Consider the following 13455-nt stretch of genomic DNA (forward strand, 5'->3'; position numbering starts at 1 on the left):
AACGAACGTCTAAGATTATGCGTATGATATAAACCTCCTTATCCTTCATCGCTTGTTGGGCAGGCTTATTATATAGGGATAGTCCGTATACCCACATTTTGCCTTTATATTCAGCCCACGGACTGGTTTCCTCTGTCCCAATGTTCCTTATCTTAAAGGCACTGCCCCTAATAACATCAAATAGCTTTTTGGCGGGTTGCCCAACAAATTCGCTTCTCCGTGCATCAAGGGTAGGCAAGAAAGCTTCGAGCATCTTATTTTCCCTTTCGCGTTCTGCATCTGTCTGCGTGTTTTGAGCGTGCATGGTGAGGCCAAAGCATAGCGTAAAGATCAAAATAAATAACTTCTTCATCGTCTTAACATTTTATAGGTTTGTAACTAATTTTTTCTGAACCATATGTGGTATAGTCGGACTTATCTGTTATATGGCATTTCACGATACTGATACCACCGTCGAAGCGGTTAATGATTGTGCTTAATCTAGCAATGGCAGTTTCATCACTTGATTTAAAGCTATTAATACTTCTATACTGGTTCAGTATTTTACCGCATTTACCATCCAGTTTAAAATCATTAGTGGTGTCGTCAACTTCGTTTTCTATCTCCTTGAACATTGTTGCAGCTTTATTCCTATCGTTGATAATCAATGCATAATAGGTGTTCTCGTCTATGAAAACAAATGAACCACAAATGTTGGTACACTCTGGGCTCGCAGCTACTAAACAAAGATCTAATAAATCTTTTGCTGATGGAGGAGTAAAATTGGGGTGGTTGTGGATAATATACTTGGTGTGAGGACCATAATGATATTTTGCCCTGTCTGGAAGTCCTCCCTTTTCTGGCTCTACCATATAATGGCAGTTATCGTCATAAACTTCGATAGCACTAGCATGCTCAATATTGCCATGTTCCTTTATAATTTTTTTATATTGGGAGAAGTCAATGTAGTTATACTTTGCACCTTTATAGGGTTTCAGAGAGAACAAACTATCCAACATTTCCTTCATAGCACTCTTTGCCTTGTTGGAGTAAGGCAAGGAGTCGCACTCTTCCGGGATTGTGCTTTTCGGAATTATTCCTGAGGTATAGTTGTCTGCATATGGGCCATCGGAAGGTTTGGGCTTATGTTCGCCAGTGCTTCCACCTGTTCCACCGCCCCATCCAAGACGGTAGGTGCCATGAATCTGATAGGTGACTTGTACAATCATATTAATCCAATGTTCGATAGCAACTTGTTGTAACATCTTGCTATAATGCATTGCAAATTCTCTTGGGTCTGGACATTTGCGATATAATATGTCACAATCGATGATAATAACTATTTTGTTTTCATACCATTCTTTTTCTACCTTGCAATAAGAGGGAGGTATGTCTGAACGCCAAAGTGCCTCTTTCGCCCATTCTTCAATCGTACTGTGTTTTACACCATGGCAATTCCCATCTGGCGTTCCCATATAGCTTGATGTATAGCTGAACTTAAACACAGCCTTTGCCCCCTCTGTGTAGGGGTTTTCAAACCTTGTTCTTGGCAACTGCTCCTGCGTTAATGGCATCATACTGTCTTTAAGAAACTCGTACGCTTTAAGGCCATCGTCTACTTGCAGCCCCTTGTCAGATAAGATGGTGAAATCATTAGAATAGAGGAAACGCTGCGTTATAGGGATGTCGTTGTTGAGTGTTTCAGCAGTAACCACTTGTGGACTTTTAAGTTTGTTGTTCAGTTCAACGCACTCGTTATCCAGCTGCGTAAAACCAACAGGATAATACAATGCACCGCTTATCATCTCGGCTCCTTCATTGGCGAAAGGCACAATAAACACCATGCCGTGCATCGAACTGTTGCACAAGCGAATGTCCTCGAAGTACACCTGCTTGTCTTTTGTCAAGCTTTGAAACACAGGTTGCTGGTCGGTAGAGGCGTTTAACGCGTCAACAAATCGTTGAGCGTCTCTGTTTGTCACCTCATCTGGTAGCGACACACCTACATCGTATTCTTGTTGACTACAAGCGCAAATCAACAAGACGCATAACCAAATCATTGGCGCGATTACATTCGCCATCTTTACATTCTTTTTCATCATAGTTTTTTCATTTTGAGGTTATAATAATGTTTGCGAGATATACTTTTTCTACATCCTAAAGGATGGATTCTCCATACATGGAAGGGTTTTCTAAAGGCAATGTTATGTGATGTTTAATGTGGTTTTACCAACCCAAAGATTGAACTATAAGCTGCCTTTTGATTGCAAAAATAAGCAATTTATCAATTCGTTATTCTGCTGATAATATGTTTGTTAGCATATAATGGATATTTGTTATAACCTTGTTCGTATAATAAACAGTAATATGCTCGAAAGTGTAACAGGCTAAGTTAAGGCATGTTCTAAAAATTCCCCGCAAAGGTTCAATTGTTGTTCCTTGTTTTGCTCTTTGCTGTCTTTTTGCTTTTATCTGGCATCTTTCGCTTACTCTTTCAGTCGCATAGTTCACTATGCTCCTTCAAGAAGTAAGCAAAACCTGCTCAGCTAAAAGCTAAAAATACAGTAAAGGTAATTTTAGAACCTGCCTTAAGAAAATAAGACAGGAAAGATGTTGGCAAACAAACGGAAGGTGAACAGAAAGCCATTAAGCGAACGCCGAAAAATACTTGATAAACGGTGTAATGGCTGATAGGTGTTTTATCTTCTTGCTAGAAAAAAGCCATGCCACGCCCTTTGGGGGCAACGGCATGGCTTTACATATTGATTGCGCAAGCTTGCATTTGCAGGTGTTGGGCTTTCCAATGGTAAATTTTTGGTGTGTGTGGGTTTACATCTTAGTAACAATATCGCCCTCTGTGGCTTCAATAAACTGCACGAGGTTGCGTATTTCGGGGCTGTCGGGCACTTGTTCTTTCACCTGGAGCACCGAGTCGAACACGCTTGTTTGGCCGTGGAACACCAAGCGGTATGCGTTGGCGATGTGCTTTATGGTTTTGGGGGCTACGCCATCGGCTTTCAACATCACGGTGTTTACGCCGCCGTAGGCCAGCGGTTTACCGCCAAGGATGATGTAGGGAGGCACGTCTTTCGAGAAAGTTGTGCCCGCTTGAATCATGGCGCGGTCGCCAACACGCGTCTTGGCGTTCTCGATAACACTCGTTGAGAATATCACGCCGTTGCCAATTTCGCAGTCGCCTGCAATCTTTGTGCCGTAGCCAAACACGCAATCGTTGCCCACTTGCGTGTCGTGCGAGATGTGTGCACCCTCCATTAGGAAGTTGTGATTGCCAATAACGGTTTTGCAACCCTCGTGTGTGGCGCGGTTGATTACCACATTTTCGCGGATGGTGTTGTCGTTGCCGATGATGAGGAACGACCTTTCGCCCACGAAATTAAAGTCTTGGGGCAACGCTCCCAACACCGAACATTGATAAACGCTGTTGCCACTGCCCATGCGTGTGCCGTTAAGGATGCTCACAAAGGGGTAGATAACACAGTTGTCGCCAATCTCTACATCGTCTTCTATGTAGACGAAGGGGTAAATTTTGCAGTTGTCGCCTATCTTGGCGCGAGGCGACACCTCTGCTCTTGAACTTATATCGCTTGACATAATGTGAGGTTTTGAGTTGATGAGTTTGTGAGTTGATGAGTTGATGAGTTGATGAGTTTGTGAGTTTGTGGGTTGATGAGTTTGTGAGTTTTTGAGTTTTTGAGTTTTTGAACTTGTGAGTTTTTGAGTTGATGAGTTTTTGAGCTTTTGAGTTTATGAGTTCTTGTGCTGGATGTTAGTGAACAGCTGGGGTGGCGATGTTTGCCTGCGTAAGGTTTAACATGTAAACACACTGACAATCAGGTTTGCCTACCCTGCAATCAGAACAATTGTACATGCCTATGAGACATTATCGAACTGTTCTATATTCTGATATTCGTCATCTTAAAAGAACTCATGAACTTAGAAACTCAAAAACTCATAAACTTAAAAATGCACACACTTATTTGCCGCCTCCCAAGGCCATATAGAGATTAACAACGGCTTGCATCTTGTAGAAGTCGTCTTGAACCTTAGACAGTTCTACGTTAAGCAAAGTCTGTTGGGCGGTGATAACTTCGAGGTAGCTACCGCGACTTTCAGAGAGCAGTAGCTTGGTGTCTTCTACATTCTGGCGAAGTGTGGCGATTTGTTTGGCCTCGATGGCGCTCTTTTCGGCCGAAGCATTATAGAGCACCAAGGCGTTGCTCACCTCGTTGCCAGCACTTAGCACCGCTTGTTGCCAGGTGTTGTAGGCACGCTCGTATTGTATTTTGGCCACTTTAAGACCTGCAATGATTTGTCCGCGTTGAAAAATGGGTTGCACCAAGCTACCAACAGCAGTGAGAAGCAGTTTTGCGGGGTTGGTGATGCCCATGCCGCCGCTGTTGGTATAGCCACCTTGCCCACTAAGAGTGAGGGTGGGGTAGAACCTGCTACGGGCAGTTTGCACATTATAGAAGCATTGAGCGAGCGACATTTCGGCAGCATGCACATCGGGACGATTGTTGAGCAGCTGCAGAGAAATACCTGTAGAGAAGTTGGCTGGCAGGTTTTGATTGTCGAATGTGCCACGGGCGATGATGCCGGCCGATTGTCCTAGCAATAGCGAAAGGGCGTTTTCGGCCTCGCGCAACTGGCGTTTTAGCCCCACTTTTTGAGCCAGAACCGAATAGTAATTGCTCTCGGCACTCTGCACACCAGTAGAACGAACGCTGCCATATTCTTTTTGTAGCTTCATGGTTTCCCATGTGTCTTTGGCCAATTTTTCCATTTCGTCTATCAGCACCAATTCTTTATCCAGCATCAGCAGCGTGTAATACAGGTTGGCAACGTTGGCAATGAGCTTGGTGCGAGCAGCCAGTTGATAGTCTTTCATGCCCAAAAGCGCCATTTGCGAACTGCGTTTGGCCGAGAGAAGCGAACCAAAGAGGTCGATGGTCCAGCTGGCCGAAACGGGTAGCGAATAGGTTTTTACCGCTTCATTACCATCCCACGAGCTGATGGTGCCCTGCGGAGAGAAGGCAAACGAAGGCAAGAAAGCCAGACGGGCCGACTTTAATTGTGCTTCGGCAGCCTGCACGTTGAGTGCCGCATTGAGCAAATCGTAGTTGTGCTCAAGCGCTGTGGCAATGAGCGATTGCAGTTGTGGGTCGGTAAACACGCTTCGCCAAGGCAGGTTGCCAAAGCTAGCCGTATCGGTAACAGCCAGCGTGTCGGTGTCTGAAAGAGGCGAACGAACCACCCCTTTGGCGTTAACCTCAGGACGTTCGTATTTGCCATAGAGGCTCTTGCAGCCCGTTAAGGCTAGGGCTGCAAGTGCCAGGATGATGAAATTCTTTATCTTCATTGTTTTGATTTCATGTCTTTTTCTATCGCCATTTGGCGTGCATACTGTTTCAACTCGCTTTTTACTTCACGGTTTTCTTCGTCGTTAAATTCCAAAGGCTTGATTTTCTCCTGTAGATATTGGAAGATAACGAACAGCGCGGGCACAACAAATATTTGTAATAACATACCGATGAGCATACCGCCAACGGCTGCTGCACCCAGCGTTTGGTTACCGTTTTTGCCCACACCGCTAGCAAACATCATGGGCAGCAGACCAATAACCATGGCCAAACCAGTCATTAAGATGGGTCGCAGACGCGATGCTGCACCCAAGATGGCGCTGTACTTGATGGCCATACCCATGCGTCGACGTTCCAAAGCAAACTCAACAATGAGGATGGCGTTCTTAGCCAGCAGACCAATGAGCATGATAAGGGCAATCTGCATGTAGATGTCGTTCTGGTGACCGAATAGCTGTGTAAAGATGAATGCACCTGCTAAACCGAAGGGTAACGACAAAATTACCGAGAAGGGAAGCAGATAACTCTCGTATTGTGCCGAGAGAATGAGGTAAACGAACAACAAGCAGAGGGCGAAAATGATGGCCGTGGTGTTGCTTTGTTCGTGCTCTGAACGGGTAAGGCCCGAGAAATCGTAACCATAACCCGTGGGCAATGTCTGTGCTGCCACCTCTTCAATGGCTTTGATAACCTCGCCTGAAGAATAGCCTTCGGCGGGTGTGGCATTGACATTGATACTGGTGAAGAGGTTGAAGCGACGCACATTGGATGGGCCATACACACGCTTGAGTGTGCAATATTCGCTTACGGGCACCATACCTTGTGCTGTGCGCACATAGATGTTGGTGATGTCGCTTGGTTTCATACGGCTGGCTACATCGCCTTGTATCATCACACGATAGAGCTTACCAAAGCTGTTGAAGTTGGAAGCGTACATACCACCATAATAACCTTGCAGCGTTGCCAGCACCACGCGCGGACTAATGCCGCTTTGTTTACACTTGGCCACATCCACATCCACCATATATTGTGGGTAGTTGGGGTTGTAAGTGGTCATAGCGTTCTGTATTTCTGGACGCTCGTTCAGCGCCTTTAGGTAGTCTTGTGTAATCTTAAAGAAATGGTCTATCGAGCCACCCGTCTTATCTTGCATTGTGAACGTAACGCTATTGGTGAGACCATAACCAGGAATCATCGGCGAACCAAAGGCCAAAATCTGCGCTCCCTTGATGCTAGAGATTTGTTTATAGATGGTGGCAAGTACAAGGTTAGAGCTGCGCACGTCTACAAAGAAACGCATAATGCCATCACCTTGCCACAGGCCTGATAGCTTATAGAAGAATCCGCTGGTGCGTTCTTCAAAGGGTTTAAGCTTAAGTACAAACGTGGCTTGGTCTGAACCCTTGCCTGCAATGAAGTTATAGCCCACAATTTGTTCGCGACTTTGAATCATGGGGTTGTTGGCCAGCATCTCATCCACTTGGTTTACCACCTCTTGCGTATGCTCCTGGCTAGTAGCGGGAGGCAACGAGATGGTTACAAATAGTGTACCTGTGTCTTCGTTGGGCACAAGTCCTGTCTTAGTGGTGCTCATTGTAAAGGCTAAAACCACAATTCCCACCACTACAGCGATGCCTGTTATGATGCGATGACCAATAAGGTTTTCAACGCCTTTGCGGTATTTGCCCAGCATCTTGTTGAAAGCCACGTTGAAACCCGTGTGAAACCGGTCGATGAACGACGACTTTTTGCCGTGTTCGCCATCGGCATGAGGCTTAAGCAAAATGGCACATAGCGCAGGCGAAAGGGTGAGTGCGTTGATAGCCGAGATAACAATAGACACGGCCATAGTAACACCAAACTCGCGATAGAATGTTCCCGACGTGCCACTGATAAACGATACAGGCACAAACACGCAGGCCATAACCAGTGTAATGGAGATAATGGCACCCGAAATCTCGTTCATGGCATCGATGGCAGCCACCTTCGAACTCTTATAACCCATATCGAGCTTGGCATGAACGGCCTCGACCACCACGATGGCATCGTCTACCACAATGGCAATGGCCAACAGCAAGGCCGAAAGCGTGAGCAAGTTGATGGAGAAACCAAACATCCACAAGAAAAGGAACGTACCAATGAGCGACACAGGCACGGCGATGAGCGGGATGAGCGTTGAACGGAAGTCTTGCAAGAAGATATAAACCACGAGGAACACCAGCACAAAGGTGATAACCAAGGTCATGATAACTTCTTCAATAGAAGCGAAAAGAAACTCGGTTACATCGTAGTTTATCTTATAAACAAGGCCTGGAGGGAAGGTCTTAGATTGTTCTTCAAGCACCTTCTTTACGTCTTGCGCAATCTGCGTGGCGTTAGAACCAGCAATCTGTTGCACCATACCCATTACCGAAGCATGGCCATCGTTCTTCATCTTCACGGCATAACCCAGCTCGCCCAGTTCAATTTTGGCCACGTCTTTGAGGTAAAGCGTTTGGCCAAGGGTGTTGTTGCTGATAATGATGTTGCCGTATTCTTCGGGCGTTTTGAGCCTTCCTTTATAGCGCATGGTATATTCGAAGGCCACATTGCTTTGTTCGCCAAACGAACCAGGCGCTGCTTGGATGTTCTGTTCGGCCAATGCAGCAGTAATATCGCTAGGCATAAGACCGTATTGTTTCATCTTGTCGGGTTGCAACCACACACGCATAGAATAGGTGCTGGAGCTAAACGATTGCACGTTGCCCACACCCTGTACACGTTTGATGGCGGGCTGGATATTGATTTCGTTGAAGTTGGTGATAAACTTGGCGTCGTATCGTCCGTCGGTCGACGTGATACTATACATGATAACGTTACTCGTTTGACGCTTCGACGTGGTTACACCCACCTGCGTTACCTCGGCTGGCAGCAGTGCTTGTGCCTGTTGCACGCGGTTTTGCACGTTCACGGCGGCCATGTCGGCATTAACACCTTGCTTAAAATATACGGTAATCATGGCCGTACCGTCGTTTGTGGCAGTACTTTCCATGTAGGTCATGTTCTCCACGCCGTTGATGCTCTCTTCAAGAGGCACCACCACGGAGTTAAGAACCGTTTGGGCATCGGCTCCCTGATAGTGCGCCATCACCGAAATGGTGGGCGGGGCAATGTCGGGATACTGCGCAATGGGCAGCGACACGATGCCGATAAGACCCAGTAGCACCAAGAACACAGAGATAACCGTGGAGAGTACTGGGCGTTGTATGAATTTTGTAAAAGTCATATTCCTTGTTGTTGAGTATTTAAGTTCGTGCGTTTATTTCGTTTTCGAGGCTTGTTGCTAAGGAATTCGCTGCTTTGTTGGTCTACGATTGGCTGGCAAATGCCTCCAATAACTTGCTGTGGCAAGGCTAACCTAGTTAGGCTTGAGCCATCAAGTGCTGTCGCTTGCTTATGTCGCAACAGATAATGCATAGCCGTTGAAGTTCACCATGCAAAACTCAAAACCTTAAAATGAATAACCTAAGAACTTAAAGACTATTGTTTTTACTTCTTCATCATGTTCATAAACCCATCAACGCTACTCTGGTTTTTGCCCATTTTGGCAGCGTCAGACACCTTTTTGAGATATTGTTCCTCGGTGAGAGGCACAATTTCAAGACTATCTTTCAGCGTGGTTAGTCCGCGGGTAACAATCTTATCGCCAGCTTTCAGTCCGCCAGTAACCACATAGTTGTTGCCATCGTTTTGTGGATCGACGGTAATCTCGGTGTATCTCACCTGGTTTTTGGGGCCAACCTTATACACAAACACCTTATCTTGAATTTCGGTTGTTGCACTTTGAGGAATAACAAGGCTGTTGTTGCTCACGCGTGGCACAATAATTGTGCCCGAAGCACCACTTTTAAGCAGATGTTCGGGGTTGGGGAAGCGGGCAATAAGCGACACAGCACCCGTTGCCTGATTGATAACACCACTCATTTTTACCACCTTTCCTGGGTGTTGATATAGGGTTCCGTCGGCCAATTTTAGTTTCACTTCAGGGAAATCTTCAATAGCAGCATGTGTTCCACCAGCACGCTTGCTCATGTCGAGCACGTCTTTCTCGGTCACAGAGAAATACACTTCCACCGAAGAGGCGTTCGAAACCGTTGTTAATGGTTCAACGCTTTGCGCACTAACCAGTGCACCCACCTTGTAAGGCAGACTGCCAACGATGCCGTTAGCCGGACTCTTTACGAAACAGAAACCTAGCATATCTTTGGCCGATGCCAACGAAGCTTGTGCTTGAGCCACAGCCGCACGAGCGTTTTCATAGTTGTTTTCAGCCGTTTGCAGTTCGTAAGAACCGATAACATTGCGTTCGTGCAGTTTCTTGCTGTTATCGAAAGTAAGCTTAGTGGTATTTAATTGCACCTTAGCCGAGTTTAATGCAGCCTGTGCTTGGCGCACTTGAGCCTGATAAGTGGTATTGTCTATCACAAAAAGCAATTGACCCGCCTTCACCACTTGACCTTCTTGCACACACAATTTTGTGATAAAGCCCGACACTTTGGGCCTTATCTCCACGTCTTGCACGCCCTTAATAGAGGCTGGATAGGTGGTTTGGGTTTCCGAACCTTGCGTACCAACCGTCATAACGGGATATTCGTTGTCGCCCATCTTTATGTCGTTCTTGCCACCACATGCAGCCAAGAGGGCTGAACAGACCGCCAACATTAACCATTTCTTTTGTTTCATACCTTATTTATATAATGCTATTTAGTTGCTGTTTTGCAAATTGTTGTTACCCTATTTAGAAAACTATACGTTTTTGTTTAGTTTTTACAATGCAAAGTTACGAATAATAACGGCTCGCTGTTGTTTGCTTTTCGTCTTTTTAATATTTATTAATACACCCTTTTCAAGACGTCGCATTTGCCTCTTTTACTATTGTTACGCGCAGTGTTAGGCGCCTTTCTTACGCGTTTCGTCGCACCTTTGGGCTTGTTTTGCCTTTAATTTGGTTTTCGTTGTATTACTAATTCCTTTCTGTATTAAATACTCAAGTTGTGCAATGGCTAAGTGTACTTCTTGGGTTTGCTTAGAATTAAATGAAGTGTACAAATCTAGAAGACAGTGTTTCTAGGTTTTAGCGATTTAGATGGGTGAATAGTGTTAGTGCAGCCAATCACCATTTATCAGCTTCGTTGTTTGTGTTAAGTATATGCCTTATTGCTGCACGCTTATTAATAAGGTGTAGTTAGTGGGACGTATTAAATTAAGGGAATTATTTTTTCTCTTCTTTTTTCATCGGAAGTTGTGGCGCCACAAAGTCGTATTCGCGCAAAATGCGTTGAGTGCGTTCGGCTTTTGTCTCGGTATGGCCGTTCACCTTTATCAATTTAAATAAGTAACCCAGAAAGCCTAAGACGTTAAAACCAAGGTTGCCAGGGCGGATATTCTGTAGTTGAGCGTTAATCGAGTTGTCTTTTAGGTTGAATTTTATCGAGGGTCGCCTACCAAATATCACCACTTCTTTCAGCATTCGGTCGGTTGTTTTTAGTGGAATGCTGTCTTTTTTTTCAATTTTTACTGTTTGAGTCGAATCTTTTGGCGTTATGCTGTCGGTCTTTTCTGTTTGAGAAAAGGCTACAGAAGCTTGCATGGCCATAAACAGCCAGACGGTGAAATGCATGGCGTTTCGCATAATGAAATGGTTTATAGTTGACGTTGCAAATATACCGATTATTTTTAAACCCACGTATAGGGTGATGTGTAAAATATGTTATGCTGTGGGTTGGTGTGCTGCTATGATGGAAATTATCGGCAACAAACTTGCCGTTTCTTATATTTTTGTGCTAATTTTGCACAGATAAGGCCACGTTCAACAGACAGAATGTTGCGAATGGGCTTAATCATAACGACATGTTAAGAATAAAAAAACTAGACATATTTATCTGTAAGCAGTTCGGGATGCTGTTTCTCGGAACGTTCTTCATCTGCCTTTTTGTGCTGATGATGCAGTTCTTGTGGCGCTCGGTAGACGAACTGGTGGGCAAGGGTCTAACAATAGAGGTACTAGCACAGTTCTTTTGGTGGATGGCCCTGGTGATGGTGCCGCAGGCTTTGCCTTTAGCCATATTGCTCTCCTCGCTTATCACCTTTGGAAATCTTGGAGAAAGTTCGGAGTTAACCGCCATCAAGTCGGCTGGTATTTCGCTTACACGTACGTTTAGTTCGCTGGTGGTGGTGTGCAGTCTTATCAGTGTCACATCATTTGTGTTTCAAAACAACATCGGACCTTATTCAACCATCAAGCTTTCGCAGCTGCTTATCTCGATGAAGCAGAAGAGTCCTGAACTGGGAATACCCGAAGGGGTGTTCTATGATGGCATACCCAACAGCAATATTTATGTGCAAAAGAAGGATAATAAGACTGGAAAGTTTTATGGGATAATGATTTATCGCATGAGCAACAGCTACGAAGACTCTGAAATTATATTGGCAGACTCGGGCATGTTGCAGACAACGGCCGAAAGAAAACACTTGCTACTCACGCTCTGGAATGGCGAATGGTTTTCTAATCAAGCACAAGAGATGGGTAGTAATGCTGCTGCCCCTTTCCGTAGGGAAACGTTTTTGGAAAAGAAAACGCTGATAGACTTTGACGGAGATTTTAGCATGACCGATGCCGAACTGTTCTCGGGAGACGCTCGAGGCAAGGGGTTGAAACGACTTTATCGCGACCTCGACTCGTTGCAAACCAACAACGACAGTATTGGGCGGGTGTTTTATAAAGAGGTGCAAGCAAACTATTTCAGTACCTCGCTTATGACTAAGGCCGATACGGTGGCTGCTGTAAAAGAGTCGACAAACACTGCTTTCAACGTGGATAGCGCTTTTGCAAAACTTAATGGCGACGACAAACGAAATGTTTTGGCCGCAGCACGTTCGCAAGTGCAGTCTGTTGCCTCCGATATGGAGTTTAAGTCGATGATAACCGAAGATGCTAACAGAATGATAAGGCAACATAAGATTGAGATATACAAAAAGTTCTTGGTGGCCCTCTCGTGTCTTATCTTCTTCTTTATCGGGGCTCCGCTGGGCACAATCATTCGTAAAGGTGGACTGGGTATTCCGGTTATCGTGTCGGTGTTGGTGTTTATTGTGTATTACATCCTCGATAACACGGGCTATCAAATGGCGCGACGTGGAATATGGGCCGTGTGGTTTGGCGAACTGTTAGCCACGATGGTGCTCACGCCCTTGGCCGTGTTTGTTACTTATAAGGCCAATAAAGACTCGGCCGTGTTTAACTTTGATGTCTACCGCGAGCTGCTTTTCAATCTGCTAGGCATACGACAGAAACGCAACATCATGGCTAAAGAGGTGATTATTAACGAACCCAATTATAAGCAAAATATTGAATTGCTGAACGAGGTAACGGCTAGGGCTCAGGCTTATGCCGAAGCACACAGACTGAAAACGCCTCCAAATGTCAAGCGGGTGTTCTTTGAATATCAACCCGATAACGAGATGGCGGAGATTAATCGACTGCTCGAGACGGCTATTGACGATTTGGGTAATACGCGCGATAAGCTGATTTTGAACCTGCTTAATGCCTACCCCGTGATGTCGGTAAAGGCGCATACGCGACCCTTTAATAGGCAATGGCTCAACACGGTGGCGGCTATTGTGGTGCCTGTGGGCCTGGTGCTATACATCCGAATGTGGCGTTTTAGGCTGAGGCTGCTTAAAGACTTGCGCGTGGTGGTACACAACAACAACCTGATTATTGCGCAAATGGCTAAGCTATAATAAGCTGCTGGCGGCCGAATGGGATGGGGTGTTAGATAAAAAATGCAATGTAATAGGCGATAACCAAAGGGTGCCAACGTATTAAGGATTATTGCTAGAGCAAAATGCATGGCCATAGGGCGGTTGTGCGCTTGTGGGTTGATGCATGGGGCTTACTTCTCCTTGTTGTTTGCGCGTTTGTTTGCTCACCCCACTGGCTCGTCTGCTTGTTTCTCTCTAAACTAAGTAGTGTTGCAATGCCTTCGTTGATGATGCCCTTTGTGAAAGTGTTTGGAAATAGTTTGATAATAACGAATACATTAAATATAAACCG

8 protein-coding genes are annotated in these 13455 nt (G+C 45.4%); 1 reads left to right on the forward strand and 7 read right to left on the reverse strand.

Going from position 1 to position 13455, the window contains the following annotated elements; genetic code table 11:
- The 7 genes from QME03_RS01050 to QME03_RS01080 all read right to left on the reverse strand — a co-directional run.
- Positions 1 to 352: hypothetical protein (locus tag QME03_RS01050; RefSeq protein ID WP_281723185.1), on the reverse strand; the 352-nt coding region annotated here is incomplete at its 3' end.
- A 4-nt stretch (positions 353 to 356) separates the two neighbouring features.
- Positions 357 to 2081 carry a hypothetical protein gene (locus QME03_RS01055; protein ID WP_273116686.1) on the reverse strand — a complete coding sequence of 575 codons (1725 nt, stop codon included), beginning with the start codon at positions 2079 to 2081 and terminating at the stop codon, positions 357 to 359.
- 727 nt (positions 2082 to 2808) lie between these two features.
- Positions 2809 to 3591, reverse strand: a complete 783-nt coding sequence (lpxA, locus tag QME03_RS01060) for an acyl-ACP--UDP-N-acetylglucosamine O-acyltransferase (protein WP_315387236.1) — start codon at positions 3589 to 3591, stop codon at positions 2809 to 2811.
- 382 nt (positions 3592 to 3973) lie between these two features.
- The gene (locus QME03_RS01065; protein WP_281723186.1) at positions 3974 to 5359 is read right to left on the reverse strand and encodes a TolC family protein; all 1386 of its coding nucleotides are present in this window, start codon (positions 5357 to 5359) and stop codon (positions 3974 to 3976) included.
- Positions 5356 to 8625 carry an efflux RND transporter permease subunit gene (locus tag QME03_RS01070; protein ID WP_281723187.1) on the reverse strand — a complete coding sequence of 1090 codons (3270 nt, stop codon included), beginning with the start codon at positions 8623 to 8625 and terminating at the stop codon, positions 5356 to 5358. The genes QME03_RS01065 and QME03_RS01070 overlap by 4 nt, the downstream gene beginning before the upstream one ends.
- A 263-nt stretch (positions 8626 to 8888) precedes the next feature.
- Complete coding sequence (locus QME03_RS01075; protein WP_281723188.1) at positions 8889 to 10082, reverse strand: efflux RND transporter periplasmic adaptor subunit; 1194 nt, start codon at positions 10080 to 10082, stop codon at positions 8889 to 8891.
- Between the two features lie 529 nt (positions 10083 to 10611).
- Positions 10612 to 11031 (reverse strand): hypothetical protein, encoded by a 420-nt coding sequence (locus QME03_RS01080; protein ID WP_281723189.1) that lies wholly within the window; start codon positions 11029 to 11031, stop codon positions 10612 to 10614.
- Positions 11032 to 11249: 218 nt separating this feature from the next.
- On the opposite strand from QME03_RS01080, the gene QME03_RS01085 reads away from it, so the two are divergent.
- Entirely contained in the window at positions 11250 to 13142 is a 1893-nt protein-coding gene (locus tag QME03_RS01085) for an LptF/LptG family permease (protein WP_281723190.1), read from the forward strand.
- Positions 13143 to 13455 lie beyond the last annotated feature (313 nt).

This window comes from Hoylesella shahii (assembly GCF_937990675.1).
Classification (GTDB): domain Bacteria; phylum Bacteroidota; class Bacteroidia; order Bacteroidales; family Bacteroidaceae; genus Prevotella; species Prevotella shahii.

Excerpts from the sequence above, each read along its gene's own strand:
- QME03_RS01055 (WP_273116686.1), bottom strand. The coding sequence starts at position 2,081 with ATGATGAAAAAGAATGTAAAGATGGCGAATGTAATCGCGCCAATGATT.
- lpxA (WP_315387236.1), bottom strand. The coding sequence starts at position 3,591 with ATGTCAAGCGATATAAGTTCAAGAGCAGAGGTGTCGCCTCGCGCCAAG.
- QME03_RS01065 (WP_281723186.1), bottom strand. The coding sequence starts at position 5,359 with ATGAAGATAAAGAATTTCATCATCCTGGCACTTGCAGCCCTAGCCTTA.
- QME03_RS01070 (WP_281723187.1), bottom strand. The coding sequence starts at position 8,625 with ATGACTTTTACAAAATTCATACAACGCCCAGTACTCTCCACGGTTATC.
- QME03_RS01075 (WP_281723188.1), bottom strand. The coding sequence starts at position 10,082 with ATGAAACAAAAGAAATGGTTAATGTTGGCGGTCTGTTCAGCCCTCTTG.
- QME03_RS01080 (WP_281723189.1), bottom strand. The coding sequence starts at position 11,031 with ATGCGAAACGCCATGCATTTCACCGTCTGGCTGTTTATGGCCATGCAA.
- QME03_RS01085 (WP_281723190.1), top strand. The coding sequence starts at position 11,250 with ATGTTAAGAATAAAAAAACTAGACATATTTATCTGTAAGCAGTTCGGG.